This window comes from Sulfitobacter sp. 1A13679 (genome assembly GCF_043557115.1).
GTDB classification, from domain to species: Bacteria; Pseudomonadota; Alphaproteobacteria; order Rhodobacterales; family Rhodobacteraceae; genus Sulfitobacter; species Sulfitobacter faviae.
Map to the genome: position 1 here is coordinate 151,816 of NZ_JBIFFO010000001.1, position 24,386 is coordinate 176,201.

General features: G+C 64.7%; 25 protein-coding genes. 13 read left to right on the top strand and 12 right to left on the bottom strand.

Translation table 11 applies throughout. The features are described 5' to 3' along the window. Positions 1-49 precede the first annotated feature (49 nt). On the top strand, positions 50-808 hold the full coding sequence (locus ACGYLA_RS00840) for a 4Fe-4S dicluster domain-containing protein (protein ID WP_394411054.1): 759 nt from the start codon (positions 50-52) through the stop codon (positions 806-808). Beyond that, the gene (locus ACGYLA_RS00845) at positions 808-1,683 is read left to right on the top strand and encodes a dimethyl sulfoxide reductase anchor subunit family protein (RefSeq protein WP_394429554.1); all 876 of its coding nucleotides are present in this window, start codon (positions 808-810) and stop codon (positions 1,681-1,683) included. Before ACGYLA_RS00840 ends, ACGYLA_RS00845 begins: the two co-directional genes overlap by 1 nt. Positions 1,684-1,743: 60 nt before the next feature. Here ACGYLA_RS00845 and dapA read toward each other — a convergent pair whose 3' ends face one another. Then, positions 1,744-2,619, bottom strand: a complete 876-nt coding sequence (dapA, locus tag ACGYLA_RS00850) for a 4-hydroxy-tetrahydrodipicolinate synthase (RefSeq protein ID WP_271692515.1) — start codon at positions 2,617-2,619, stop codon at positions 1,744-1,746. 125 nt (positions 2,620-2,744) lie between these two features. Between dapA and ACGYLA_RS00855 the strand changes: the two genes are divergently transcribed. Continuing rightward, entirely contained in the window at positions 2,745-4,709 is a 1,965-nt protein-coding gene (locus tag ACGYLA_RS00855) for a transglycosylase SLT domain-containing protein (RefSeq protein ID WP_394429556.1), read from the top strand. Here the strand turns inward: ACGYLA_RS00855 and ACGYLA_RS00860 are convergent. Both ACGYLA_RS00860 and mnmD read right to left on the bottom strand, forming a co-directional pair. Then, complete coding sequence (locus tag ACGYLA_RS00860) at positions 4,674-5,552, bottom strand: DMT family transporter (RefSeq protein WP_271688438.1); 879 nt, start codon at positions 5,550-5,552, stop codon at positions 4,674-4,676. The two genes, ACGYLA_RS00855 and ACGYLA_RS00860, sit on opposite strands and share 36 nt — an antisense overlap. Next, positions 5,549-6,223, bottom strand: a complete 675-nt coding sequence (mnmD, locus tag ACGYLA_RS00865) for a tRNA (5-methylaminomethyl-2-thiouridine)(34)-methyltransferase MnmD (RefSeq protein ID WP_394429558.1) — start codon at positions 6,221-6,223, stop codon at positions 5,549-5,551. Before mnmD ends, ACGYLA_RS00860 begins: the two co-directional genes overlap by 4 nt. Before the next feature lie 58 nt (positions 6,224-6,281). On the opposite strand from mnmD, the gene ACGYLA_RS00870 reads away from it, so the two are divergent. Continuing rightward, positions 6,282-7,319, top strand: coding sequence for an NAD(P)/FAD-dependent oxidoreductase (locus ACGYLA_RS00870; RefSeq protein WP_394429560.1), 1,038 nt, complete (start codon positions 6,282-6,284; stop codon positions 7,317-7,319). Positions 7,320-7,375: 56 nt separating this feature from the next. Here ACGYLA_RS00870 and ACGYLA_RS00875 read toward each other — a convergent pair whose 3' ends face one another. Then, positions 7,376-8,023: an OmpA family protein gene (locus ACGYLA_RS00875; protein WP_394429562.1), complete on the bottom strand. Its 648-nt coding sequence runs from the start codon at positions 8,021-8,023 to the stop codon at positions 7,376-7,378. A 98-nt stretch (positions 8,024-8,121) separates the two neighbouring features. Beyond that, on the bottom strand, positions 8,122-9,024 hold the full coding sequence (locus tag ACGYLA_RS00880; protein ID WP_394429564.1) for a methylated-DNA--[protein]-cysteine S-methyltransferase: 903 nt from the start codon (positions 9,022-9,024) through the stop codon (positions 8,122-8,124). A gap of 109 nt (positions 9,025-9,133) precedes the next feature. Here ACGYLA_RS00880 and nth point away from each other — a divergent pair, with 109 nt between their 5' ends. Genes nth through ACGYLA_RS00895 form a run of 3 tightly spaced genes read left to right on the top strand, consistent with a single transcriptional unit; the run spans position 9,134 to position 11,360 of the window. Next, positions 9,134-9,778 carry an endonuclease III gene (nth, locus tag ACGYLA_RS00885; protein WP_394429566.1) on the top strand — a complete coding sequence of 215 codons (645 nt, stop codon included), beginning with the start codon at positions 9,134-9,136 and terminating at the stop codon, positions 9,776-9,778. Next, positions 9,775-10,764 carry an adenosine kinase gene (locus ACGYLA_RS00890; RefSeq protein WP_394429568.1) on the top strand — a complete coding sequence of 330 codons (990 nt, stop codon included), beginning with the start codon at positions 9,775-9,777 and terminating at the stop codon, positions 10,762-10,764. Before nth ends, ACGYLA_RS00890 begins: the two co-directional genes overlap by 4 nt. A gap of 2 nt (positions 10,765-10,766) precedes the next feature. Continuing rightward, on the top strand, positions 10,767-11,360 hold the full coding sequence (locus ACGYLA_RS00895) for a GNAT family N-acetyltransferase (RefSeq protein ID WP_394429570.1): 594 nt from the start codon (positions 10,767-10,769) through the stop codon (positions 11,358-11,360). Between the two features lie 13 nt (positions 11,361-11,373). On the opposite strand, the gene ACGYLA_RS00900 is transcribed toward ACGYLA_RS00895, so the two are convergent. Genes ACGYLA_RS00900 through ACGYLA_RS00910 form a run of 3 tightly spaced genes read right to left on the bottom strand, consistent with a single transcriptional unit; the run spans position 11,374 to position 12,805 of the window. Continuing rightward, complete coding sequence (locus ACGYLA_RS00900) at positions 11,374-11,856, bottom strand: hypothetical protein (RefSeq protein ID WP_394429572.1); 483 nt, start codon at positions 11,854-11,856, stop codon at positions 11,374-11,376. After that, positions 11,853-12,335, bottom strand: a complete 483-nt coding sequence (locus tag ACGYLA_RS00905; RefSeq protein ID WP_394429574.1) for an RNA pyrophosphohydrolase — start codon at positions 12,333-12,335, stop codon at positions 11,853-11,855. Before ACGYLA_RS00905 ends, ACGYLA_RS00900 begins: the two co-directional genes overlap by 4 nt. Continuing rightward, entirely contained in the window at positions 12,332-12,805 is a 474-nt protein-coding gene (locus tag ACGYLA_RS00910; RefSeq protein ID WP_394429576.1) for a GNAT family N-acetyltransferase, read from the bottom strand. Before ACGYLA_RS00910 ends, ACGYLA_RS00905 begins: the two co-directional genes overlap by 4 nt. Before the next feature lie 116 nt (positions 12,806-12,921). Between ACGYLA_RS00910 and ACGYLA_RS00915 the strand changes: the two genes are divergently transcribed. The 4 genes from ACGYLA_RS00915 (at position 12,922) to zapE (ending at position 18,306) form a co-directional block, all read left to right on the top strand. Continuing rightward, positions 12,922-14,949 carry an FAD-dependent oxidoreductase gene (locus tag ACGYLA_RS00915; protein WP_394429578.1) on the top strand — a complete coding sequence of 676 codons (2,028 nt, stop codon included), beginning with the start codon at positions 12,922-12,924 and terminating at the stop codon, positions 14,947-14,949. A 76-nt stretch (positions 14,950-15,025) separates the two neighbouring features. Beyond that, entirely contained in the window at positions 15,026-15,967 is a 942-nt protein-coding gene (locus ACGYLA_RS00920) for a zinc transporter ZntB (RefSeq protein ID WP_322328812.1), read from the top strand. 144 nt (positions 15,968-16,111) lie between these two features. Then, positions 16,112-17,017: a LysR family transcriptional regulator gene (locus ACGYLA_RS00925; RefSeq protein WP_067261147.1), complete on the top strand. Its 906-nt coding sequence runs from the start codon at positions 16,112-16,114 to the stop codon at positions 17,015-17,017. Positions 17,018-17,247: 230 nt separating this feature from the next. Further along, positions 17,248-18,306, top strand: coding sequence for a cell division protein ZapE (gene zapE / locus ACGYLA_RS00930; protein ID WP_067261145.1), 1,059 nt, complete (start codon positions 17,248-17,250; stop codon positions 18,304-18,306). A gap of 18 nt (positions 18,307-18,324) precedes the next feature. On the opposite strand, the gene ACGYLA_RS00935 is transcribed toward zapE, so the two are convergent. The 4 genes from ACGYLA_RS00935 to ACGYLA_RS00950 all read right to left on the bottom strand — a co-directional run bounded on the left by ACGYLA_RS00935 (position 18,325) and on the right by ACGYLA_RS00950 (position 21,789). Beyond that, on the bottom strand, positions 18,325-18,510 hold the full coding sequence (locus ACGYLA_RS00935; protein WP_271688452.1) for a hypothetical protein: 186 nt from the start codon (positions 18,508-18,510) through the stop codon (positions 18,325-18,327). A gap of 95 nt (positions 18,511-18,605) precedes the next feature. Further along, positions 18,606-19,877, bottom strand: coding sequence for a bifunctional folylpolyglutamate synthase/dihydrofolate synthase (locus tag ACGYLA_RS00940; RefSeq protein ID WP_394429581.1), 1,272 nt, complete (start codon positions 19,875-19,877; stop codon positions 18,606-18,608). After that, positions 19,874-20,833: an acetyl-CoA carboxylase, carboxyltransferase subunit beta gene (gene accD / locus ACGYLA_RS00945; protein ID WP_271692530.1), complete on the bottom strand. Its 960-nt coding sequence runs from the start codon at positions 20,831-20,833 to the stop codon at positions 19,874-19,876. The genes ACGYLA_RS00940 and accD overlap by 4 nt, the downstream gene beginning before the upstream one ends. 56 nt (positions 20,834-20,889) lie before the next feature. Then, on the bottom strand, positions 20,890-21,789 hold the full coding sequence (locus tag ACGYLA_RS00950; protein ID WP_394429584.1) for a CPBP family intramembrane glutamic endopeptidase: 900 nt from the start codon (positions 21,787-21,789) through the stop codon (positions 20,890-20,892). Between the two features lie 210 nt (positions 21,790-21,999). Between ACGYLA_RS00950 and ilvD the strand changes: the two genes are divergently transcribed. Next, positions 22,000-23,766, top strand: a complete 1,767-nt coding sequence (gene ilvD / locus ACGYLA_RS00955; RefSeq protein ID WP_394429586.1) for a dihydroxy-acid dehydratase — start codon at positions 22,000-22,002, stop codon at positions 23,764-23,766. Beyond that, a complete protein-coding gene (locus ACGYLA_RS00960) occupies positions 23,747-24,346 on the top strand; it encodes a hypothetical protein (protein ID WP_394429588.1) in 600 nt (199 codons plus the stop codon). Before ilvD ends, ACGYLA_RS00960 begins: the two co-directional genes overlap by 20 nt. Positions 24,347-24,386 lie beyond the last annotated feature (40 nt).

Genomic DNA, 24,386 nt, shown 5'->3' on the forward strand with positions numbered 1-24,386 from the left:
CCCCCTTCGCCCCCCGCGCCGCGAGAACGACCCTTCAGGACCACCGCCCATGACCACCCTTCCCGACCAAACCGAGCGCAAACTCGGCCTCGTGATCGACCTTGATACTTGCGTCGGCTGTCATGCCTGCGTGATCTCTTGCAAGGGCTGGAACACCGAAAACTACGGCGCACCGCTGTCGGACCAAGACGCCTATGGCGGCGACCCGTCGGGCACCTTCCTCAACCGGGTACACAGCTACGAGGTCCAGCCCGAGGCGGGCGCCGCGCAACTGGTCCATTTCCCCAAATCCTGCCTGCATTGCGAAGACGCGCCCTGCGTCACCGTCTGTCCGACGGGGGCCAGCTACAAGCGGGTCGAGGACGGCATCGTGCTGGTCAACGAAAGCGATTGCATCGGCTGCGGCCTCTGCGCTTGGGCCTGCCCCTACGGCGCGCGCGAGATGGATCAGGCAGCCGGCGTGATGAAGAAATGCACCCTCTGCGTCGACCGGATCTACAACGAGAACCTGCCCGAGGAAGACCGCCAGCCCGCCTGCGTGCGCACCTGCCCCGCGGGCGCGCGGCATTTCGGCGATCTGGGCGATCCGGACAGCGCGGTCAGCCAGTTGGTGGCAGAGCGTGGTGGCGTGGACCTGATGCCCGAACAGGGCACCAAACCGGTCAACAAATACCTGCCGCCGCGCCCGCGTGACACGCTTGGCCCTCCCGAGGGCGAGATCGACGTGCTCGCCCCCTTCCTCGCCCCGGTGGACGAGGGGCCGAAGGGCTTCCTCGGCTGGCTCGACCGCACTTTGGAGAAGCTCTGATGCATCCGGCGCCTTCCGTTATTCTGTTCAGCAGCCTGTCGGGCATGGGGTTCGGTCTATTGGCATGGCTCGGCATCGGCATGCCTGCGGTGACCGGCTGGGTCGCCTTCGTCTTCTTCGCGCTGGCCTATCTCTTGGCCGTGGGCGGACTCATCGCATCGACCTTCCACCTTGGCCACCCGGAGCGCGCGCTCAAGGCCTTCACGCAATGGCGCAGCTCTTGGCTCAGCCGCGAGGCATGGGCCTCGGTCGCCGCTTTGCTGATCATGGCCGCCTATGGCGCGGGGTTGGTGTTTTACGACACGCGGATCTGGCCCTTGGGGGTAATCGGTGCGGCGCTGTCGCTGCTCACGGTGCTGACCACGGCGATGATCTATACCCAGATGAAAACCGTGCCGCGCTGGCATAGCGTGATGACGCCGCTGAATTTCCTGTCGCTCAGCATCGCGGGCGGTGCCCTACTGGCGGGGCAGGTGACGGCGGCGATGGTCCTGCTGGCGCTGGCCGGGGCGGTGCAGATCGCCACATGGTGGCGCGGGGATCGGGCGTTTGCCGCCTCCACCAGCGATATCGCGAGCGCGACGCGGTTGGGGCCGCAGGGCAGTGTCCGCGCCTTTGAGCCGCCCCATACCGGCACCAACTACCTGTTGCGGGAATTCGTCTATCAGATCGGGCGCAAACATGCGCTGAAACTGCGGGTGATCGCGATTGCCCTGATGGTGCTGCTGCCGCTGCTGCTGTTGTTCTCGCCCGTGTTCCACCACCTTGCCGCCGGTCTCGCGGTGCTCAGCCATGCGGCAGGGGTGCTGACCGCGCGCTGGCTGTTCTTTGCCCAAGCCGAACATGTGGTCGGCCTCTATTACGGCAAACGCTGAACGCAAAAGAGGGGGTGTCTTCACCCCCTCTTCGTATCGGCCAACCTGTTTACATTAGGTTTAGTTCATCAGCCCCGCATGGCGCAGGGCCGCATCGACCAGTTCCTTGGTCGGGTCGGTCAGTTCCGTGAGCGGCAGACGCACCTCGTCCGAGCAGAGGTCGAGCCGCGACATGGCGTATTTCACACCCACAAGCCCCGGTTCGGTAAAGATCGCCTTGTGAAGCGGCATCAAACGGTCCTGCAATTCCAGCGCCTTGGCATAGTCGCCCTCAAGACAGGCGGCCTGCATCTGCGCCACAAGGCGCGGCGCGACATTAGCGGTGACCGAGATACAGCCGACGCCGCCTTGGGCGTTGAACCCATGCGCCGTGGCATCTTCGCCCGAGAGCTGGCAGAAATCCGGGCCGCAGGTAATGCGCTGATCGCAGACGCGCGCCAGATCGCCGGTGGCGTCCTTGACGCCGACGATGCGCGGCAGCTCGGCCAGTTCGCCCATCGTTTCGGGCATCATATCCACCACCGAACGGCCGGGGATATTGTAAATGATGATCGGCAGGTCACAGCAGTCATGCACGGCGGTGAAATGCGCCACCAACCCGCGCTGCGTGGGCTTGTTGTAATAGGGTGTCACCACCAGCAGCGCATCCGCGCCGACCTTTTCGGCGTGACGGGCGAGGCGGATGCTTTCGACCGTGTTGTTCGACCCGGCGCCCGCGATGACCGGGATGCGGCCCGCGACGGCTTTGACCACCTCTTCGACGACGGTCTCATGCTCGGCATGGCTCAGCGTCGGGGATTCGCCGGTGGTGCCGACGGGGACGAGCCCGCTCGACCCTTCGCCGATGTGCCATTCGATAAGTTTCTTAAGCGTATCCAGATCCAGCGCGCCGTTGCGAAACGGCGTGACGAGGGCAGGCAGAGAGCCTTTGAACATGTGCACGCTCCTTAAGTGCTGGCCGGCGGAAAACCGGACTGGATGAGGGCTTTTGCGGGCGCTACGGTTTGATAAACGGCGCCCAAGCCATATGTTGCAAGGCTCTAGCCTCGGAGACGTGGGAAATGCAAGCGATGACGCGCCTGATGGCGATCCTCATGAGTGTTTTTGTCCTGACCGTGCCTGCGGAAGCGCAGCGCCCGCGGCCTTTGGGCTGGGCAATGGATGCGATGCGCAGCGGCAATTGGGACGCGGCTGCGGCGCTGGCCGCCCGTGACGGGCAGGTCGCCGCCGATGTGATCGAATGGCACCGGCTGCGCGCCGGGCGCGGCACCTATACGCAAGCTCGCGATTTCCTGAACCGCAGGCCCGACTGGCCCGGTGAGGCGTATTTGCGCAGACAGACCGAAGCCGCGGTGATCAAACAGTCTGAAAGCGATATACTGGATTTCTTTTCGGCGATGGCCCCGCAGACCCCGCGCGGCGTGCTGGCTCATGCCGAGGCGCTGATCAACAGCGGGCAGCGCGGTGAGGCCGAGGCGAACCTCGTACTGGCGTGGCGGACCATGCCGATGAACGCCACCAGTCAGGCGCTATTTGTCGAGGCGCATGGCAGCCTTCTGGCCCCCCATCACGCGGCGCGGCTCGAAGAGATGCTTTGGCAGCGCGAACATTCCGAAGCGCGGCAGATGTTCGATCTGGTCCCAAGCGCCGATAGGGCGCTGGCGGAAACCCGCATCGCCCTGCAAACGCTGGAAAGCGACGTGAACGCCAAGATCGACGCGCTCCCCGCCTCCAAGTCCGATGCGCCGGGGTTGGCGCATGACCGCTTTGAATGGCGTATCCGCAAGGGGCTGCGCGAGGATGCCAAGGATTTGATGCTGGCGCGCTCGACCTCGGCTGAGGCCCTCGGCCAGCCCCCCAAATGGGCCAACCGCCGCCGCGCCTTGGCGCGGGATGAAATGCGCAATGGCGATGCGCAAAGGGCCTACCGGCTGGCGTCGCAGCATTTTCTGACCGATGGCTCGAACTATGCCGATCTCGAATGGCTCTCCGGCTATATCGCGCTGCGGTTCTTGGACGATCCCACCACCGCTTTGGGCCATTTCCAGAACCATGACAACGCCGTGGAATCCCCCATCAGCCAAGGCCGCGCGGGCTATTGGCAAGGCCGCGCGTTAGAGGCGATGGGCGATGCCGAAGGCGCGGCGAAAGCCTATGCCATGGGGGCGGAATACCAAACCTCCTTCTACGGGCTGCTGGCCGCCGAACGGGGCGGCATCCCCTTTGACGAAAAGCTCGCAGGCGCGGCACCTGAACAAGACTGGCGCAGCTCCCCGCTGGCCCGTGCGCCGCTGTTCGAGGCCGGGTTGCTGCTGCAAGCCTCGGGCGAGCTGTCCACCGCCGAGCGGTTCTGGACCCATTTGGCCGAACAGCTCGTCCCCGAAGACATCGCCCTGCTGGGGCAAGCCGCCATCGACGTGGGCCAGCCGCATATCGCGGTGATGATCGGCAAACGCGCCGCGCAGCGGGGACTGGAGGTGCCCGCCCCCTATTACGCGCTGCACAGTCTGGTGGAGAAAGACCTGCCGATGGCGACCGAGATGACCCTCGCCATCGCGCGGCGTGAAAGCGAATTTGACCCCAATGTGCAAAGTGGCGTTGGCGCGCGGGGCTTGATGCAGATCATGCCCGCCACGGCGCGGGACGTGGCGCGCGATCTGGGCATCTCAGGCCAGCACACGACGGACCGGCTGACCGCCGACCCCGATTACAACGCGCGGCTTGGCGCGACCTATCTGTCGCAGATGGCGGGGCTTTTCGACGGCAATGTCTCCATGATGTCGGCGGCCTATAACGCGGGCCCCAGCCGCCCGCGGCGCTGGATGGCGACCTATGGCGACCCGCGCAAGGGTGAGATCGACATCGTCGATTGGATCGAGATGATCCCCTTTCGTGAGACGCAGAACTACGTCATGCGGGTGACCGAAAGCCTGCCCGTCTATCGCGCCCGTCTGGGAAAAGACCCGCTGCCGATCCCCTTTAGCGAAGAGTTAACCGGATCGACGTTGAAGGCGTTCGCGCCATAGGGTGAACAGCCCTGCCGCCACGATCATGCCCGCGCCCAGCACCACGCTGGGGCGGAGCACCTCGTTAAAGACCGACAGGCCGATGATCACGGTAAAGATCAGTTGCGTATAGGCGAAGGGCTGCACCGCGCTGGCCTCGGCCACCTCGTAGCAACGGATCAGCAGCCAATGGCCCGTGACCCCGGTGATGCAAAGCGTGCCCATCAGCAGCCAGTTGCCCGGCGTCATCGGCTCCCAAAACCAGATGCCCACCGCCGTCATGACCGCCGCACCGGTCACGCCCGTCCAGAAGAAACTTGTCGCCGTCGTGTCGCGCCGCGCGACATAGCGAGTCAGCAAGCCATAGACTGCAAACATCGCCGCCCCTGCCAGCGGGATCGCGGCGGCAGGGTCCACCACGCGAAGCCCGGGTTGCAAGATCACCAGCACCCCGACAAAGCCCACACCAATCGCGGCCCACCGCCGCCAGCCGACTTTCTCACCCAAGATCGGGCCAGACAGCGCTGCCACCAAAAGCGGGTAGCAGGTAAAGACCGCATGGCTCTCCACCAACCCCAGAATGGTGAAGCCCAGCACCATCGTGCAAATCTGCGCCGAGAGCAGCACGCCCCGCAGGATTTGCACCGCGGGCTGTGTCGTGGCGGCGGCGCGGCGGATGCCGCCCGCCTTGCGCAATGCCAGCGCAATCACGAAGGCCGCGAAAAACCAATAGCGGATCATCACCACCATCAGCACATTGTAGTTCTCGGCCAGATGGCGTGACAGCCCGTCTTGAACGGCAAAGACCATCGTCGTGGCGATCATCAGCATGATGCCGAGCGGGATGTTGTTGGACTGGCTCATGCGGGCATCCGCGCGCGGGTCATATGGCGTTTGCGGCCATAGCCGGGGATGCGGGCAACCTCGAAACCGCCCGCGGCAAGCGCACGGCGCACGAAGCCCGCGGCGGTATAGGTCGCGGCGGTGCCACCCGGCGCAGTATGACGCGCCACCTCGGCCATCAGGTCATCGCCCCAAAGCTCGGGGTTCTTGGCCGGAGAGAAACCGTCGAGGAACCATGCATCCGCCTGCCCTTGCCACGCGGGCAGGGTTTCGCGTGCGTCGCCGATGATGATCTCGGCCCGCAGGCCGGGCAGTTCCAACACGCCACCCGTGTCATCCCACGCCGCCGTCAGCGCATCGCGCCGCCCGTCGAGCGCGGGAAAGGCCGCATGGGCCTGCGCCATATCCTCTGGGTGCATCGGGTAGGCTTCGAAACTGGTGAAATGCAGCGGCCCGTCATGGCCCGCCCGCATCCAAGCATCCCATGCCAGCAACAGGTTCAACCCGGTGCCAAAGCCAAGCTCGGCGATGTGAAAGCCGGGGCGGAACCTCTCGGGCAGGTCATTGCCCGCCAGAAAGACATAGGCCGTCTCTGCCGCGCCATCCTCCAAGCTGAAGTAGGGGTCATCGAACTGGGTCGAGACGGGCACTTGGCCCGCGCGCCACGTGATCTGGGCATTCTGGTCTGGCACGGCACGTCCTGCTAGAGGGGGAAAGAAGTCGCGCAGACACTGCGCAAGCTGGCGGGGAATGGCAATGGTGGATGTAACCGTAAGAGGGGCCGGGATTTTTGGCCTGTCGGTGGCTTGGGCCTGCGTCCGGCGCGGGGCGGTGGTCCGTATGGTCGATCCGGCAGGACCGGCGGCGGGGGCGTCGGGCGGGATCGTGGGCGCGCTGGCGCCGCATGTGCCGGAAAATTGGAACGCCAAGAAAGCCTTTCAGCTTGAGAGCCTGCTCAGCGCCGAAGCCTTCTGGGCCGAGGTCGAGGCTGCGGGCGGTCGCGCGTCCGGCTATATCCGCAGCGGGCGCTTGCAGCCGGTTGCGGATGACGCGGCCCTCGCGCTGGCACGGCAACGGCAGGACACGGCAGCCGAACTTTGGCAAGGCCGCGCCCGGTGGGAGTTGATCCGCGCCGAGAGCAGCGATTGGGCCCCGCAGAGCCCCACGGGCTGGCTGATCCGCGACACCCTCAGCGCCCTCGTCTACCCGCGCCACGCCTGTGCCGCCCTCGTCGCGGCGCTGGCGGCCAAAGGCGTTGAGATCGTGGCCGAGGCCCCCGATACGGGTCTGACCCTCTGGGCCACTGGGGTCGCGGGGCTGGAGGCGCTGAATGCGGGCCATCCGCGTTTGGTTGGCGCGGGCATCAAAGGGCAGGCCGCGCTCCTGCGGCTGGACCGGGGCGGCGCAGCGCAGCTTTTTGCCGATGGGGTCCATGTGATCCCGCATCTGGATGGCACGGTGGCTGTGGGTGGCACCACTGAGCGAGAATATGACAGCCCTGGCGGCACCGATGCACAGCTCGACGCGGTGATCGCCAAGGCCCGCGCGGCGGTCCCCGCATTGCAAGACGCGCCGGTCGTCGAACGCTGGGCCGGGCTGCGCCCGCGCAGCCGCAGCCGCGCGCCGATGCTGGGGCCGTGGCCGGGCAAGCCGGGGCATTACATCGCCAACGGCGGCTTCAAAATCGGCTTCGGCATGGCCCCCAAAGTGGCAGAGGTCATGGCCGATCTTCTGCTCGAAGGGCGCGATGCCATCCCCAAGGGTTTCGGGGTCGAGGACAACCTTTAGGCCAACAAAAAACCCCGGCCACTGGCCGGGGTTCTCTGTCACTCTCTAAGGGCGGTTTAGCGCGCGTTGGGCAGGATCACGATCTCGACCCGGCGGTTTTGCGCTTTGCCAGCGGCGCTCAGGTTGCTTGCCACGGGCTGGCTTTCGCCACGACCGAATGTCTGCAAACGCTGCTGCGGCACGCCGTTGGACAGAAGGATGTTGCCCACGGCCTGCGCGCGACGCTCGGAAAGCTGCTGGTTGTAGGCCGCTTCGCCATCGCTGTCGGTGTGGCCCACGACTTGCAGGGTGGAGTTCTGATAGATGTTCACGTTCTGCGCCAGCGCGGCCAGATCGTCACGCAGGGCGGGCGATACGCTGGTGCTGTCGGTCGCAAAGAGGATGTCTTGCGGCAGGGTCACGATCAGACGGTCGCCGGTGTTGGTGATCACCACGCGGCTGTCCATCGCGGCGCGCAACTCGGCCTCTTGCTTATCGAGCGAATAGCCGACGCCCGCGCCGATCGTGCCGCCGATCAAAGCGCCTTTCAGCGCGCCTTTGCCGTCGCCTTCGGAAATCGCACCGGCAAGGGCCCCGACGCCCGCACCGATCAAAGCGCCATTCTTGGTCCGCTGGTTGGGATCGCCATTGATCGGCTGCGTACAGGCACCCAGTGTCATCGCGCCGGCCAGAGCGGCGGCCAAAGTCATCTTCGAAGAAATCATGTCTACTGCCTTCATGTTTGCGGCCCCGTTCGGGCGGGGCATCTTGACATGAACGCAATATAGGCACGCAAAGTTCCCAAAAACATTACATATAACCGCTATTCGGCAGAAACCCGCCCAGATGGGGTTGTTTGCGCCTCTGCCCGTGCCGCCTCGAAGGCGAGCATTGCGCGTTTCACCGGCAGCCCCCAGTGGTAGCCGCCCAAGCCCCCGCTTTTGCGCAGCGCCCGGTGACAGGGGATCAGCCAACTCACCGGATTGCGCCCTACTGCTGTGCCCACGGCACGCACGGCGCGGGGGCTGCCGATGCTCTGTGCGATTTCGGAATAGGTGGTCACCTGCCCTGAGGGGATGCTCAGCAGCGCCTCCCAGACCTTGATTTGAAAGGGCGCACCGATAAGGTAGAGCGGCGCCTTCGCCTCGGGGTCTTTCCGCCGCCCAAAGGCCGCGTCAACCCATGCCTGCAACCGCGCGGGGGCCTCCACGAAATCGGCGAGCGGCCAGCGGCTGCAAAGATCCGTCATCGCCGCATCCTCCCCCACTTCCGACGACAGCGCGAGCCCGCAGATGCCCTTGTCGGTGCCCATCACCAGTGTCGGGCCGAAGGGGCTGTCGAACCAACCCCAGTAGATCGTCAGCCCCGCGCCCTTGCGGGCGAACTCACCGGGGCTCATCGCCTCCCAGCGCAGGAAAAGGTCATGCAACCGCCCGCTGCCCGACAGCCCCAATTCATGCGCCGCCGCCAGCGTGGTGAAACGGTCGCGCAGCATGACTTTGGCCTGATCCAGCATCAGATACTGCTGGTATCGCTTCGGCGAGACCCCCACCCAGCGTGAGAACAGCCGCTGGAAATGCGCGGCGGACATGCCCATCTCGCCCGCGATCCAATCGAGTTGCTTGGGGTCCTCGGCCTCGTCAATCAGGGCGATGGCGCGGCGCATCACCTGATAGTGGTACCCCTGATCTTCGGGCGCGGGAGAGAGCTGTGCGATCTGTGTCATGCCATCAGATTAGCCGCGCCCCTGCCCCCGTGCGACCCGTTTCTTGCGCCAATGTATCGCAACCCGCCCCCGCTTGCCCTGCCGCGCCATTCATCGCATACCCGGAGCCATGGCGCGCCAACTTGATTATCATACCATCCGCGAGATTTTCGCACGTTTCCAACAGGCAGAGCCTGAGCCCGAGGGCGAGTTGGAACATGTGAACGTCTATACGCTCGTCGTGGCGGTCGCGCTGAGCGCGCAATCGACCGATGCGGGCGTCAACAAAGCCACGCGCGAGTTGTTCAAGATTGCCGACACGCCGCAAAAAATGCTCGATCTCGGGCTTGAGGGGCTAATTGAACATATCAAGACCATCGGCCTCTACCGTCAGAAGGCCAAGAACGTCATCAAGCTCAGCCAAATCCTCGTCGACGATTACGACGGCGAGGTGCCGAACTCCCGCGCTGCGCTGCAATCGCTGCCGGGGGTGGGGCGCAAGACTGCGAATGTCGTGCTCAATATGTGGTGGGGCCAGCCCGCGCAGGCGGTGGACACGCATATCTTCCGCGTTGGCAACCGCACCGGGATCGCACCGGGCAAGACGGTCGACGCGGTCGAGCGCGCCATTGAAGACAACATTCCCGCCGATTTCCAGCGCCATGCCCATCACTGGCTGATCCTGCATGGCCGCTATCACTGTAAAGCCCGCAAACCCCTGTGCCGCACCTGCATCATCCGTGACCTGTGCCAATACGAGGACAAGACAGAATGACCCAATACGAAGTGGTTGGCATCGGCAACGCCGTCGTCGACGTGATCTCCCATGCCGATGACAATTTCCTTGCCGACAACGGCATCGAGAAAGGCATCATGCAGTTGATCGAGCGTGACCGCGCCGAAGACCTCTATGCCGCGATGCAAGACCGGGTGCAGACGCCGGGCGGCTCGGTCGCCAATACCGTCGCGGGCGCGGGCGCGCTGGGCCTCAAGACCGCTTTTATCGGGCGGGTGCGCGATGATGAGCTGGGCCAGTTCTATGCCAAGGCGATGACCGATATCGGGATCGATTTCGTCAACGCCCCCGTGGCCGAGGGCGAGAACCCAACCTCGCGTTGCATGATCTTCGTCACCCCCGATGGGGAGCGGTCGCTGAACACCTACCTCGGCATCTCAACCGGGCTGACCTCGGCCGATGTGCCGCAGGCGGTGACGGAGAAGGCCAAGCTGATGTTCCTCGAAGGCTACCTCTTTGACCACGAGGCGGGCAAAACCGCCTTTCGCGAGGCCGCGCGGGCCGCGACGGCGGGCGGCGGCATGGCGGGCATCGCCATCTCCGACCCCTTCTGCGTGGAGCGCCACCGCGACGACTTCCTCGCGCTGATCGAAAACGATCTGGGCTATGTCATCGGCAATGAGGCCGAGATTCGCGCCCTTTGGGAAACCGACGACACCGAAGCCGCACTGGCCAAAACCGCCGAGATTTGCCCGCTGGTGGTCTGCACCCGTTCAGGCGATGGGGTCACGCTGGTCCGAGGCGCGGAACGGATCGACGTGCCGGTCGAAAAGGTCGTGCCGGTGGATGCCACGGGCGCGGGCGATCAATTCGCGGCGGGCTTCCTCTATGGTCTTGCCACGGGCCGCGATCTTGAGACCTGTGGCCGCATGGGCAACATCTGCGCGGGCGAAGTGATCCGCCACATCGGCCCCCGCCCCCAGACTGACATCATGGCCCTGTTCAAGGCCGAAGGGCTGGTCTGACCATGATCGAGAACGGTTTTCACGATGTCCCGCCCGGCAAACTCGCCGTGGTGGTGACCCATCTTGAGATGGACGCCAAACCCAGCCTGCGGGAGGTGCCCCTGCCCGAGGGTGTCACCTTTCGGAAGGTCACACCGACGCCCGACTGGTTTCGGGACATTTTCCGGCGTGTCGGGATGGATTGGCTCTGGTACGGGCGGCTCAAACTGGATGACGCGGCCCTCTCCGCGCTGCTGCAAGACCCGGCGCGGGACTTTTATACGCTGACCCGCGATGGCAAGGACGAGGCGCTGCTTGAGTTGAACTTCCCCGAAGATGGCAGCTGCGAGCTGGCCTATTTCGGGCTGACCTCTGCGCTGATCGGCAGCGGTTCGGGGCGGTATCTGATGAACCAAGCGATCACGCTGGCATGGGAAAAGCCAATCAACCGGCTGCACCTGCATACCTGCACCAACGACAGCCCACAGGCGCTTGGCTTTTATGTGCGGTCAGGTTTCATCCCAGTGCGCCGTCAGGTCGAGATCGACGATGATCCGCGTCTCACAGGGCTGCTGCCCCGCGATGCCGCACCGCAAGTGCCGCTTATCGAGGCATAAGACTGCCGCCGGATCACCGAACCGGCGTGCACTCCGCCCCTTGGAAACAGGCGATCACCTTATCCACCATGGCAGGCTTCGGAGAGCCGAAAAGATCGCCCCCGCAGGGGTTGCTTTCCAGCGCATAGGCCCCGTCCGGTTTGCGTTCGAGAAAGGCCAGAACATCCCCCTCTTCGGCAGAGCCGCACCAAGGGCCGAAACACTGAACGTTGAGCATCAAGGGCTGGTCAAAGGGCACGTCAAAGCCTCCTTCGGATAGCGCCTTGCCGCTGATCTGCGCCCGGATCGGCGTCTTTTCGGGCGGGTTGATCCCGATGGTGCCACCCTTCGGCAGGGCGCTGGCATCCAAGGTCAGACGCCCCTGCACCACGACATAGCTTTCCTCGGCTTTGGCCGCGCGTTGATAGGTCGCCTCGACCGAATGGGGCAGGCAACTGAGCGCAAGCGCGGGCAGCGGGGCCAAAGTGGCGAGGGCGCAGGCGATGATCCGTGTCATAACTTCTCCTCAAACTCTTCAAGAACCGCCGCATAGACCGCACGTTTGAACGGCACGATATTCGCGACCAGTTGATCTGCGGGCATCCAGCGCCATTCCGAGAATTCAGGCTCAGCCGTCTGGATGTTGACCTGATCGTCCTGCCCCAGAAAACGCATGAGGAACCATTTCTGTTCCTGCCCCCGGTAGCGGCCCTTCCAGATGTTGGGCACCAGTTCATGGGGCAAATCATAGGGCAGCCAACGGGAAGTCTCGGCTTCGATCCGCACCAGATCGCGGGGGATGCCGGTCTCTTCCTCCAACTCGCGCAGGGCCGCATCGCGCGCAGCCTCGCCCTTGTCGACCCCGCCTTGGGGCATCTGCCAAGCGTCCTGATCCCGGTCGCGCCGCTGGCCGACAAAGACCTCGCCCTCGGCATTCACCAGCATCACGCCGACGCAAGGGCGGTAGGGCAGTTTGGCAATCTCTTCGGGGGTCATGTCAGTATCTTCTCCATTTCAAAGCGGTCCAGATATTCACCCGACCGTGCGACGCGCTCTGCCGCGATAACACGAAAGCCCATAGCCTCAAAGGCGGCCCGCGCCATCACGCTGGCATGGGTGTGCAACCGGCTCTCGCCTGCGGCGACCGCTGCCTGTTCGACCCGCCCATAAAGCGCGCGAAAGACACCCTGCCCCTGCGCCGCCGCGGCGATGAAGGCCAGATCGATATAGCCCCGCTCCCACGTCATGAAACCGATCACCTGCCCCGCCCGTTCGGCCAGCACCACCTGCTGCCCGCCCAATTTGGCCGTCCACTGCGGCCCCCGTGGTGGAGCGGGGAGCCACGCGGCACGCTCCGCCGCGCTATAGGCGCTTGCGCCATGGTGGATCGCGTCGAACATCACCCGCCCCAAAGCGTCATGATCCGCCATCGCCGCATCACGCAACGCCACCTCTGCCCGCGCCATCCCGCACCCCGTCTTGACCTGCCGTGAGCCGGGCAGATGACGCGGCGTTTCGCGTGACTTGCCCTGCCGTTTCCGATGGTGTCACAGTGACCCAGCCCACCCAGAAAGGTAAAGCCATGTCCGACTATCCCCACCTGCTTGCCCCGCTCGACCTTGGTTTTACCACGCTGAAGAACCGTTTGCTGATGGGGTCGATGCACACCGGGCTAGAGGAAACCGGCGACTGGAACCGCGTGGCGGAGTTCTATGCGGCACGGGCGCGGGGCGATGTGGGGCTGATGGTCACGGGCGGCATCGGGCCGAACCGCGAAGGCGCGGTGGCCCATGGCGCGGCGATGATGGTCAGCCAGAAGGACGTGGACAACCACAGCATCATCACCCAGCGGGTGCATGAGGCGGGCGGCAAGATCGCCATGCAGATCCTGCACGCGGGCCGCTATGCCTTCACGCCTGAATGCGTGGCCCCGAGCGCAGTGAAATCCCCGATCTCGATGTTCGCGCCCAAGGCGTTGGACGAGGAAGGCATCGAGAAACAGATCAGCGACATCGCCGCCTGCGCCCTGCGCGCCCGCGAGGCCGGCTATGACGGGGTCGAGATCATGGGCTCCGAGGGCTATTTCCTGAACCAGTTCCTCGTCACCCATACCAACAAGCGCGAAGACCGCTGGGGCGGTTCCTACGAGAACCGGATGCGCCTGCCGCTGGAAGTCGTGCGCCGCGTGCGCGAGACGGTGGGCAAGGATTTCATCCTGATCTACCGCCTGTCGATGATCGACCTCATCCCCAACGGATCGACCTTCGAAGAGGTCGTGCAATTGGCGCAGGAGGTCGAGAAGGCGGGCGCCAACATCATCAACACCGGCATCGGCTGGCACGAGGCGCGCATCCCCACGATCGCCACCTCGGTGCCACGCGCGGCCTTTGCATGGGTCACGAAAAAGCTGATGGGCAAGGTGGGCATCCCGCTTATCACCTCGAACCGGATCAACACGCCCGAGGTTGCCGAGGAGGTGCTTGCGACGGGCTGCGCCGACATGGTGAGCCTCGCTCGCCCGATGCTGGCCGATGCCGATTTCCTCGCCAAGGCGAAGGCCGGTCAGGCCGACCAGATCGCCCCCTGCATCGCCTGCAACCAAGCCTGCCTCGACCATACTTTCGGCGGCAAGATCTCCACCTGCCTCGTGAACCCGCGCGCTTGCTACGAGACGGAATTGCGTATCGACCCCGCCGCAAGCCCAAAAACAATTGCCGTTGTCGGCGCGGGGCCCGCCGGTCTCTCGGCGGCCATCACGGCGGCGGAGCGGGGCCACAAGGTGACGCTCATGGACCGCGCCCCCGAAATCGGCGGGCAACTCAACCTCGCCAAACAAGTCGCGGGGAAGGAGGAGTTCTGGGGCCTCGTCGATTGGTACCGCACCATGCTGGACGTGCACGGCGTGACCGTGCAGCTTGAGACCGAAGCCACGAGCGAGGCGCTCTCAGGCTTCGACGAGGTCATCATCGCCACCGGCGTCGTGCCGCGCGACCCGGAGATTCCCGGCCAGAACCGCGACAACGTAGTGAGCTACATCGACGTGCTGAACGGCACTGCGAAGGTCGGCCAGCGGGTCGCGGTGATCGGTGCGGGCGGGATCGGCTTCGACGTGTCGGAACATCTGGTCCACGATGGCGAGAGCAGCACAATGAACCTGCCCGAATGGATGCGCGAATGGGGCGTCACGGATCCGGGCGAACACCGCAGCGGCCTCGCCCCCGAAGGCCCGCAGCCCCCGGCGCCCGCGCGCCAGATCACCATGCTGCAACGCAAAACCAGCAAGCCCGGCAAGGGTTTGGGCAAGACCACGGGCTGGATTCACCGCGCTTCGCTCACCATGCGCGACGTGAAGATGATCGCGGGCGTGAATTACGAGCAGATCGACGATGCGGGCCTGCATATCTCTTTTGGCGAAGCGCGCGAGAACCCGACGCTGATCGAGGCCGACACCATCGTGCTCTGCGCCGGGCAATTGTCCGAGCGCAGCCTCGCTGACGCACTGGAGGCGCGGGGACAGACCTGCCATGTGATCGGCGGCGCGGATGTGGCGGCGGAACTGGACGCGAAACGCGCTATCAACCAAGGCACCAGACTGGCCGCCGGGCTGTAAGCGAGGGGCGGGCGCTTGGCCCCCTTGCGCCCCGCCCTAGATCGCCGCAGGATTGCCAAAACGATCCAAGGTTTTCATGCCCCTTTGCGTCTTCGACATCTATGAGGACGGCACCGCGCAGGTGCCCTCCGACGACAACCTCACCGGGCCGGGGCGCTACCGCTGGTGGCACTACGACATGGCCGATCCTGCGCTGGCACCGTGGCTGGCCGAACATCTGCCCGAGATCCCGGCGGGTGCGTTGCTACAGCCCGAAACCCGCCCGCGCTGTGACGAATATGACGACGGGCTGATCCTGAACTTGCGGGGCATCAACCTCAACGAGGGTCAGCAGGCCGACCAGATGGTCTCGGTCCGGATGTGGGTGACGGATGCGGTGGTAATCACCGTGCGGATGCGCCGGGTCTTTGCCATAGATGAGCTGCGCGCGCTGGCTGCCGAGAACAACGCGCCACCCCGGCCTTCGGCCTTTGTCGAGGCGCTGGTGTCTCGGCTGACCGCGCGGGTGCAGGTCGAAGTGGCGCGGCTGGCGGATCGGACGGCCTTCTACGAGGCCGATCTGGAGGACCACAGCACACCGCCGCCGAAGGAACTGCCGGTGACCCGCCGCAGCGCGATCCGACTGGAGCGCTACCTTGCCCCGCAGCGCCACGCGCTGGAGCGGCTGGCCACACTGGACCTGCCGCTGGTGCCGGACGTGGACGCGATGAAGCTGCGCGAACTGGCCAACCGCACCGCCATCGTGGTCGAGGAATTGGACGCGCTGCAGGAACGCATCGTCACGGTGCAGGATGAACACGACAACCAGGTCGCGCAACGACAGGCGCGGCACAGCTACATGCTCTCCATCGCCGCCGCGGTCTTCTTGCCGCTAGGGTTCCTGACGGGACTTTTCGGCGTGAACGTGGGAGGGATGCCGGGCGTGGACGATCCGCATGCCTTCGCGATCCTTTGCCTTGCCATGGTCGGCCTTGCCGCCATCATGCTGGCCGTGCTGAAATGGCTGCGCTGGCTGTGACAGGCGGGGAAACGGATTGTTCTGCCGTTTCCATGCCATGAACGATCCCCGCAAAGACCACGGGACTGTCTTGCCTCCGCCCCGATCCTGCCCGAATTGCCGCCCATACCTGACCGCAACAAGATCAATGCGAAGGGACAGGCAATGGACCGCCTTACGGAAATGGAAGCGTTTGCCACTGTGGTGGATCAAGGCGGCTTTACAGATGCTGCCAAGAAGATGGGGATCTCGAAATCCGCCGTTTCAAAGCATGTCTCCTCGCTTGAGGCGCGCTTGGGCGCAAGATTGCTGAACCGCACCACCCGCCGCGTCTCGCCCACCGAGATTGGCCTTGCTTACTACGACCGCGCCCGCCGGGTGCTGAACGACGCGGGCGAGGCCGATGCCTTGGTCACCTCGATGCAATCGGCGCCTTCGGGGCTGCTGCGGATCTCGGTCGCGACGGACTTTGGGGTGAACCATCTCTCGCCCGCCCTGTCGGAGTTCTTGCAGGATTTTCCCGATATCACCGTGAACATGGTGCTAAACAACCGCTACGTCGAGCTGATCTCGGAAGGCTTCGACATGGCCGTGCGGATCGGGGAGCTGGAAGACAGCACCCTGCGCGCGCGCAAATTGACCGAGACCACCAAACGCATGATCGCCAGCCCGAAGTATTTCGAGCAATACGGGCGGCCGGAAAAGATCGACGACCTGAACAATCACAAGCTGCTGCATTACTCGAACCAGTCGTCAGGCAACGTGTGGAAACTGACCGCCCCCTCGGGCGAGAAACGGCAGGTGCGCACCGCCGGTTGGCTTTCGGTCAATGACGGGCAGAGCCTTTTGAACGCCGCGATCTCGGGGCTGGGCATCGCCTATCTGCCAAGCTTCCTCTACGCCGAGGCGATGGAGAAAGGTCTGGTCGAGGACGCGATCCCCGATCTGCCGCTGGAGACGCAGGGCATCTATGCCGTCTATCCGCCGGGCCGGTTCACCCAGCCCAAAGTGCGGGCGTTCATCGACTTTCTGGTGCATGAGTTTGCCGAGAAGGGGCCGGCGGACTGGTAACAGTCGCGACTGCCACCTGGCCCGGAATCAAGCCGTAGGCGCCGGGCCATCGCCTGCCCGCCCCCCGGGTAGGCGATTGGGCGAGGCTGGGTACGAACTTGCGAACGCGCACCATGGTTGAGCCATAAAGCGGCAACGCCATACCGTCTGATCGCCGACCCGCGGGCAGGCGCTGGCACTCTCACAAGACCACCTTTCCTCTCCCCCACCAGCACGCTATCTCTCCCGCCATGAGCAACATGCGCGAAACCTACGCCCGGCTTGTCGCCGAGGGCAAACTACAGGCCGACCCGGCCCAAGAAACCGTCATGGCCGAGTTCGACCGCATCCGCGATGCGCTGGCCAACCCGCCGAAGAAAAGCTTTTTCCGCAAAGCCCCAGAGCCGCCCAAGGGGCTTTATCTTTGGGGCGGTGTCGGGCGCGGCAAATCCATGCTGATGGACATGTTCGTGGCGCATCTGCCAGACGTGCCTGCGCGGCGCGTGCATTTCCACGCCTTCATGCAGGAAATCCACAACGCCATGCATGAGGTCCGCAAGACCGGCGTGGATGACGCCATTGCGCCCGTGGCCCGGGACGTGGCGGAAAGCGTCCGCCTGCTCGCTTTCGACGAGATGCAGATCACCGACATCACCGACGCGATGATCGTAGGCCGCCTGTTCGAAGCGCTCTTCGCCGCGGGTGTCGTGGTGGTCACCACCTCGAACCGCCTGCCTGATGACCTCTACAAAAACGGCATCAACCGCGAGGTTTTCGTGCCCTTCATCGACCTCATCAAAGAGCGGATGGTGGTCCATGAATTGGCCAGCCCGACCGACTACCGCCAAGACCGGCTGGCAGGGTCACAGGTCTATTTCACCCCCGTCAACGCCGAAAGCCGCGCCGCGATGGACGCGGTCTGGGACGATCTTGCAGGGGCCGAGGGCGAACCGCTGACTTTACACGTCAAGGGCCGCGAAGTGACCATTCCGCAATATCACAACGGCATGGCCCGCGCCGGTTTTCACGCCCTCTGCGGCCAACCTTTGGGCGCGGCGGATTACCTCGCGCTGGCGCAGGCGGTGCGCGTGCTGCTGCTAGACAACATCCCCACCCTTGGCCGGTCGAATTTTAACGAGGCGAAGCGTTTCGTCACCCTGATCGACGCGCTTTACGAGGCGAAGGTGCGGCTGATCTGCTCCGCCGCCGCCGCGCCGGAAATGCTCTACCTCGAAGGTGAAGGCACCTTTGAATTCGAGCGTACAGCCTCCCGCCTGCGGGAGATGCAGGGCGAAGACTGGGGGCGCTGACCGCCCCCGGCCAACCATTCAGGAATCACTGACCGGCTGCATATGCAGGTCATTGCCCTGCAGGAAAGGGTGGTAAGGCCGTTCGACCTCATAAAGCCACCACAGGCCGCCCGCGATAATTGCGAGGCCTACGGCCATGAAGATAAATTGAAATTTCCGTGCATCGTCCTGATCGTGACGCGCGGACCGGCTGAAATTGCGCATGGGGACACCTCGGTCAATTCGAAAGGGGAGACTTCCGTGGACCAAGATATACCACATCTGCACCTCGCAGCAGCGGCACACCCGAATATGGTTAATTAGACGTTTTCACGCAACACGCTACCGGCAAGGTAGAGCGAGCCGCAGATCAGCACACGCGCATGGGGTTCGCGGGCGATGATCGCCTTGAGCGCCGCGGTGACGGTCTCGGCCTCTGCGGTCTCGAACCCTACATCGCGCGCCACTTTCGCCGTCGCCTCGGCAGGCAGGGTCGCCGCCTCGCCCGGGATCGACACGGCGGTGAGGCTTGCAGCCTCTGCCGCCAGCGGGCGCAGGTATCCGGCAATGTCCTTGGTGTTCAACATGCCGCAAATCAGATGCGTCGGACGTTTCGGCAGTGCCGCTAGCGTGGCCGCCAATGCCGCCCCCGCCGCGGGGTTATGGCCGCCGTCGAGCCACAACTCGCCGTCGGGCGCCATACGGGCAAGCGGCCCGTCTGACAGCCGCTGCATCCGTGCGGGCCACTGCGCCTGCGTCACCGCAGCCTCGCAAGCCTCTGCGTCAATGCCAAGCTGGCGCAGCGCGGCCAGCGCGGCCCCGGCGTTCATGATCTGGTGGTCGCCGGGCAGATTGGGACGCGGCAGATCAAGCAGGCCGCGCTCATCCTGATAGACCATGCGCCCGGCTTCGGGCGCGACATGCCACTGCTGACCATAGGCCAAGAGGGGTGCCCCGAGTTTCGCGGCGCGGTCTTCGATCACCTCAAGCGCGGGCTCTTCCTGCTTGCCGACCACGCAAGGGACAAGCCGCTTGATGATACCCGCCTTTTCGCCCGCGATCTCAGCCAGTGTTTCGCCCAGATATTGCTGATGATCAACCGACACCGGGGTGATCACGCTCAAGGCGGGATCGACCACATTCGTCGCATCAAGCCGTCCGCCAAGCCCCACCTCAAGCAGCGTGTAATCGGCAGGCACCCGCGAAAAGGCGAGGATCGCAGCGCAGGTCGTGATCTCGAAATAGGTGATCTCTTCGCCGCCATTGGCGGCATGGCATTCGTCCAGCACGGCGGCGAGATCGGGCTCCGAGATCAACGCCCCCGCGACCCGGATGCGCTCATGAAACCGCGCCAAATGCGGCGAGGTATAGGCGTGCACCATCTTTCCCGCCGCCTCCAACCCGGCGCGGATCATCGCTTGGGTCGAGCCTTTGCCATTGGTGCCCGCAATATGGATCACCGGCGGCAGGTCGTTCTGCGGATTGCCCAAGGCATCGAGCAGCCGCCACATCCGGTCGAGCGTCAGGTCGATGATCTTGGGGTGCAGCGCCATCATCCGTTCAAGGATGACGTCGGATGAAGGCGTGCTCATTTCTTCTCTGGCGTGTCGGCGGGCAGATCTGCTGCGGCCTGAACGGCGGCGGCGGCCTCGGCCACCTCAAGCTCTTCGGGGGCGGGCAGGTCGCCGCGCACGACAGGGGGCAGGCCCATTAGCATGCGGGTGATGGTGATCAACTCATCGCGCATCTCGGTCCGTTTGGTCACCCGGTCGAGCATCCCGTGGTCGAGCAGATATTCCGCCCGCTGGAACCCTTCGGGCAGTTTCTCACGGATGGTCTGTTCGATCACGCGCGGTCCGGCAAAACAGATCAGCGCGTTCGGCTCGGCGATCTGCACATCGCCCAGCATTGCATAGGACGCGGTGACGCCCCCGGTGGTGGGATGGGTCAGCACGACGATGTAAGGAAGTCCCGCCTCTTTCAGCATCTGCACGGCGACGGTGGTGCGCGGCATCTGCATCAGGCTGAGGATACCCTCCTGCATGCGCGCGCCACCGGCGGCGGAGAACAGCACCAGCGGGCGCTTCAGCTTCACGGCTTCCTCGGCGGCGGCAATGATCGCATTGCCGACATACATGCCCATCGACCCACCCATGAAGGAAAAGTCCTGCGCGCAGGCGACGATCGGCGTGCGACCAATATCGCCGGTCACGACCAGCATCGCCTCATGCTCACCGGTCTGCTTTTGCGCGGCCTTCATCCGGTCGGGATAGCGCTTCTGGTCTTTGAAATGCAGCGGGTCGGGTGTGGGCGCCGGAACCTTCACCTCGGTAAAGATGCCACCGTCGAACAGCGCTTTGAAGCGCGCGCGGGGGCTGATGTGCATGTGATGGCCGCAGTTGGTGCAGACGTTCAGATTGTCCGCCAACTCACGGTGAAACAGCATGGTGCCGCATTCGTTGCACTTGGTCCACAGATTGTCCGGCGTCTCGCGGCGCGAGAAGATCGAGTTGATTCGCGGGCGGACATAGTTCGTGATCCAGTTCATTGGCAGGCCTCTGCTGTGGTTCCGTCCCAGATAATCCCCGCATGGGGAAATTGCAATCAGCGGCGTATCGCCAGCCGCGCCGCCAGCCATGAGACCAGCATCAAGGCAAAGTCCACCGGCAACCATGAGCGCAACGCCGCCGCGTCATCCATCGAAAAGGGCGTGAGATAAAGCGCCAGCCCCGAAAGATCATCCGGCAGAGAGACAATGAGAATGGCCGAGACATTGTTCCACAGATGCACCGCGATGGCGGGCCCAAGCGAGCCGGAGCGCGCGGTAAGGTCCGCCATCAGGATGCCGAAAACCCCGGCCCAAAGCGCCACCATCAGCGCGTTCTCCCCCGCCTCGGCAGGCAGGTAATGGCCCGCCGCGAACAGCACCGACGGCAGCACCATCCAGATCAGCGGCGCGTTGAACCGCGCCGCGAGTTGCTGCTGCACATAGCCGCGAAAGACGATCTCTTCGGCGCTGACCTGCACCAGCACGGCCAGCAGCGACAGCGGCAAAAGCAGCAACCAACGGCTTAGGGGCAGGTTCGGCGTCAACTCACCGCCCATGCTCCACGGCGGCAATACCGCCAGCGTGACGCCCAGCAGCAACATCGCCCCCGAAACCGCGCGAAAACTGGGCCAGAGCCGCCTCGGCAGGCCCAAAAGGCTCCCCGCGCTGCGCCGGTGCACGATCCGCACGGTCACGGCGACGGCCATCGCCATGGTGCCAAAGCTGAACAGCAGCAGATACATCGCCTGCGGCGTGGCCCCTTTCAGAAGATCGCCATGCAGCGACGGGGCCGCCGATCCCGCCAGCCCATAGACCGTCTGAAAGTAAAGCTCGTTCAGCGCGACATAGGCCACCACGGCCACGAACAGCCCCAAGAAAAACCGCCACAGTGCCGAGGTGTTGCGCGCGGGCGCGACAAAGGCCGCGTGGGCGCTGTAATCGGGCCGCCAGTTCATCAGCGGCGCCGTTCAAATCGGGGGTGGTGCTTGCAGAGCATATGCCGGGCCTTCACGCTTGCGGGCGGGCCGAACCGACCGCGCCAGAAGGTCAGAACCTATGCCCTAACACGCTGCAATACAACAGTTCCCCCGCCTCATACGCGCCAAAGCCTTGCAGCATAGCCGCCGCCCGACTATTCCATTCACGACGTTTCAAGGAGCCCACCGATGTCCACCACGCCCCGCTTCGACAAATCCCGGCTGCCCAGCCGCCATGTGACCGAAGGCCCGGCCCGCGCGCCGCACCGGTCCTACTACTATGCCATGGGCATGACCGAAGAAGAGATTCACCAGCCGCTGGTGGGCGTCGCCACCTGCTGGAACGAAGCCGCCCCCTGCAACATCGCGCTGAACCGTCAGGCGCAGGCGGTGAAGGTTGGCGTGCATTCCGAACAGGGCACCCCGCGCGAGTTCACCACCATCACCGTCACCGACGGCATCGCCATGGGGCATGAGGGCATGCGCTCCTCGCTGGCCTCGCGTGAGGCGATTGCCGACACGGTGGAACTGACCATGCGCGGCCATTGCTATGACGCCATCGTCGGGCTGGCGGGCTGCGACAAGTCGCTGCCGGGGATGATGATGGCGATGCTGCGGCTGAACGTGCCGTCGGTCTTCCTCTACGGCGGCTCGATCCTGCCGGGCAAGGCGCCTGCGGGCGCCGACGTTCCCGAAGATTTCGCCACCCGCGATCTCACTGTGCAGGACATGTTCGAGGCCGTGGGCCGCTTCCAGAACGGCTCCATGTCGCAAGCCGCGCTCGATGTGCTCGAACGCGTCGCCTGCCCCTCCGCCGGGGCCTGCGGCGGCCAGTTCACCGCCAACACCATGGCCTGCGTGTCCGAGGCGATCGGCCTCGCGCTGCCGAACTCCTCCGGCATGCCCGCGCCCTACGAAAGCCGCGACGCCTATGCCGAAGCCTCGGGCGCTGCGGTGATGAACCTGATCGAGAAGAACATTCGCGCGCGCGACATCTGCACCCGCGAAGCCTTTGAGAACGCGGCGCGTATCGTCGCCTGCACCGGTGGCTCCACCAACGCGGGCCTGCACCTTCCTGCGATGGCCCATGAGGCCGGGATCGACTTCTTCCTCGACGACGTTTGCGAGATCTTCCGCGACACGCCGTATTTCGTCGACATGAAACCGGGCGGTGCCTATGTGGCCAAAGACCTCTATGACGCGGGCGGCGTTCCTGTGGTGATGAAAGAACTGCGCAAAGCGGGTCTGCTGCACACCGACTGTCTGACTGCAACGGGCCGCTCTATCGGCGAGGAACTCGACCGTATCGAGCGCGAAGCAGACGGCAAGGTGATCCACTCGGTCGCCAATCCGATCAGCAAGACCGGCGGCGTTGTGGGTCTGAAAGGCAACCTTGCCCCCGAAGGCGCCATCGTGAAAATCGCGGGCATGGCCGAGGAAGACATCGTCTTCACCGGCCCGGCGCTGGTGTTCGAATGCGAGCAGGACGCCTTCGAGGCGGTGCAAAACCGCGCCTATAAGGAAGGCGATGTCTTCGTGATCCGCAACGAAGGCCCCGCGGGCGGCCCCGGCATGCGCGAGATGCTGGCGACCACGGCGGCGCTCTCGGGTCAGGGCATGGGCAAGAAGGTGGCGCTGATCACCGACGGCCGCTTCTCCGGCGCGACCCGCGGTTTCTGCGTTGGCCACGTCGGCCCCGAAGCGGCGCATGGCGGGCCGATCGCGCTGCTGAAGAACGGCGACATGATCACCCTCGACGCCATCAAGGGCAGCATCACCGTTGATCTGTCGGACGAGGAACTGGCCGAGCGCCGCAAAGCTTGGGCTGGCCCGCGTGCCACCAACTACGAAAGTGGTGCGCTGTGGAAATACGCGAAACTCGTCGGCCCCACCTACCTTGGCGCGGTGACACATCCCGGTGCCAAGGCGGAGACCCATGATTACATGGACCTCTAAAAGCCCCCTCGCGGCGCTTGCAATGCTCACCCTGTCCGCCTGCGAAGGCGGTCAGGGTTTTTCCTTTGGCGGCAGACCCGCCACGCCTGAGAAACCGCTCCTGCAAACCGCTTTGGCTGGGGGCGCGGTGCAGGTGGTGCCGCCTCAGGGCTATTGCATCGACCCCAAAAGCCTCAAACGTCGCTTCGCACTGATGGCGCGTTGCGATGCGCTTGGCCTGCCTGATGTGGTCAGCGCCGCGCCGCGCGGCATTCTGACGCTCGCGCTGATCGAAGCCGAAGCCGACGCGCCCCTGCCCACGCCGCAACAGGTGGCCGAAGCGGCAGGGCTGTGCCAGTTGCAAGAGGCCGGTAGCGTCGAGGGCGCGTCGATCTTTGTCGCCCAAGGGCCGGCGCCCGCCGAAGGCATGTCGCCCCGCCACTGGCGCGGCATGGCGCGGATCGGCGGCCATGTGGCCAGCGTCACCCTCTACGGCGCGCCGCAAAGCCGCGCCATTTCCGAAGAGGGCCGCGCGCTGGTGGCAGAGCTGATCCAGCAAAGCCGCAGCAAAAGCGCAACGCCCACCGCCCCCGGCAGTTGACCAGCCTTTGTTTCCAAATCGGCAACACTGCCCGGGGCCG

Excerpts from the sequence above, each read along its gene's own strand:
- ACGYLA_RS00840 (WP_394411054.1), top strand. The coding sequence starts at position 50 with ATGACCACCCTTCCCGACCAAACCGAGCGCAAACTCGGCCTCGTGATC.
- ACGYLA_RS00845 (WP_394429554.1), top strand. The coding sequence starts at position 808 with ATGCATCCGGCGCCTTCCGTTATTCTGTTCAGCAGCCTGTCGGGCATG.
- dapA (WP_271692515.1), bottom strand. The coding sequence starts at position 2,619 with ATGTTCAAAGGCTCTCTGCCTGCCCTCGTCACGCCGTTTCGCAACGGC.
- ACGYLA_RS00855 (WP_394429556.1), top strand. The coding sequence starts at position 2,745 with ATGCAAGCGATGACGCGCCTGATGGCGATCCTCATGAGTGTTTTTGTC.
- ACGYLA_RS00860 (WP_271688438.1), bottom strand. The coding sequence starts at position 5,552 with ATGAGCCAGTCCAACAACATCCCGCTCGGCATCATGCTGATGATCGCC.
- ACGYLA_RS00870 (WP_394429560.1), top strand. The coding sequence starts at position 6,282 with ATGGCAATGGTGGATGTAACCGTAAGAGGGGCCGGGATTTTTGGCCTG.
- ACGYLA_RS00875 (WP_394429562.1), bottom strand. The coding sequence starts at position 8,023 with ATGATTTCTTCGAAGATGACTTTGGCCGCCGCTCTGGCCGGCGCGATG.
- ACGYLA_RS00880 (WP_394429564.1), bottom strand. The coding sequence starts at position 9,024 with ATGACACAGATCGCACAGCTCTCTCCCGCGCCCGAAGATCAGGGGTAC.
- nth (WP_394429566.1), top strand. The coding sequence starts at position 9,134 with ATGGCGCGCCAACTTGATTATCATACCATCCGCGAGATTTTCGCACGT.
- ACGYLA_RS00890 (WP_394429568.1), top strand. The coding sequence starts at position 9,775 with ATGACCCAATACGAAGTGGTTGGCATCGGCAACGCCGTCGTCGACGTG.
- ACGYLA_RS00895 (WP_394429570.1), top strand. The coding sequence starts at position 10,767 with ATGATCGAGAACGGTTTTCACGATGTCCCGCCCGGCAAACTCGCCGTG.
- ACGYLA_RS00900 (WP_394429572.1), bottom strand. The coding sequence starts at position 11,856 with ATGACACGGATCATCGCCTGCGCCCTCGCCACTTTGGCCCCGCTGCCC.
- ACGYLA_RS00905 (WP_394429574.1), bottom strand. The coding sequence starts at position 12,335 with ATGACCCCCGAAGAGATTGCCAAACTGCCCTACCGCCCTTGCGTCGGC.
- ACGYLA_RS00910 (WP_394429576.1), bottom strand. The coding sequence starts at position 12,805 with ATGGCGCGGGCAGAGGTGGCGTTGCGTGATGCGGCGATGGCGGATCAT.
- ACGYLA_RS00915 (WP_394429578.1), top strand. The coding sequence starts at position 12,922 with ATGTCCGACTATCCCCACCTGCTTGCCCCGCTCGACCTTGGTTTTACC.
- ACGYLA_RS00920 (WP_322328812.1), top strand. The coding sequence starts at position 15,026 with ATGCCCCTTTGCGTCTTCGACATCTATGAGGACGGCACCGCGCAGGTG.
- ACGYLA_RS00925 (WP_067261147.1), top strand. The coding sequence starts at position 16,112 with ATGGACCGCCTTACGGAAATGGAAGCGTTTGCCACTGTGGTGGATCAA.
- zapE (WP_067261145.1), top strand. The coding sequence starts at position 17,248 with ATGAGCAACATGCGCGAAACCTACGCCCGGCTTGTCGCCGAGGGCAAA.
- ACGYLA_RS00935 (WP_271688452.1), bottom strand. The coding sequence starts at position 18,510 with ATGCGCAATTTCAGCCGGTCCGCGCGTCACGATCAGGACGATGCACGG.
- ACGYLA_RS00940 (WP_394429581.1), bottom strand. The coding sequence starts at position 19,877 with ATGAGCACGCCTTCATCCGACGTCATCCTTGAACGGATGATGGCGCTG.
- accD (WP_271692530.1), bottom strand. The coding sequence starts at position 20,833 with ATGAACTGGATCACGAACTATGTCCGCCCGCGAATCAACTCGATCTTC.
- ACGYLA_RS00950 (WP_394429584.1), bottom strand. The coding sequence starts at position 21,789 with ATGAACTGGCGGCCCGATTACAGCGCCCACGCGGCCTTTGTCGCGCCC.
- ilvD (WP_394429586.1), top strand. The coding sequence starts at position 22,000 with ATGTCCACCACGCCCCGCTTCGACAAATCCCGGCTGCCCAGCCGCCAT.
- ACGYLA_RS00960 (WP_394429588.1), top strand. The coding sequence starts at position 23,747 with ATGATTACATGGACCTCTAAAAGCCCCCTCGCGGCGCTTGCAATGCTC.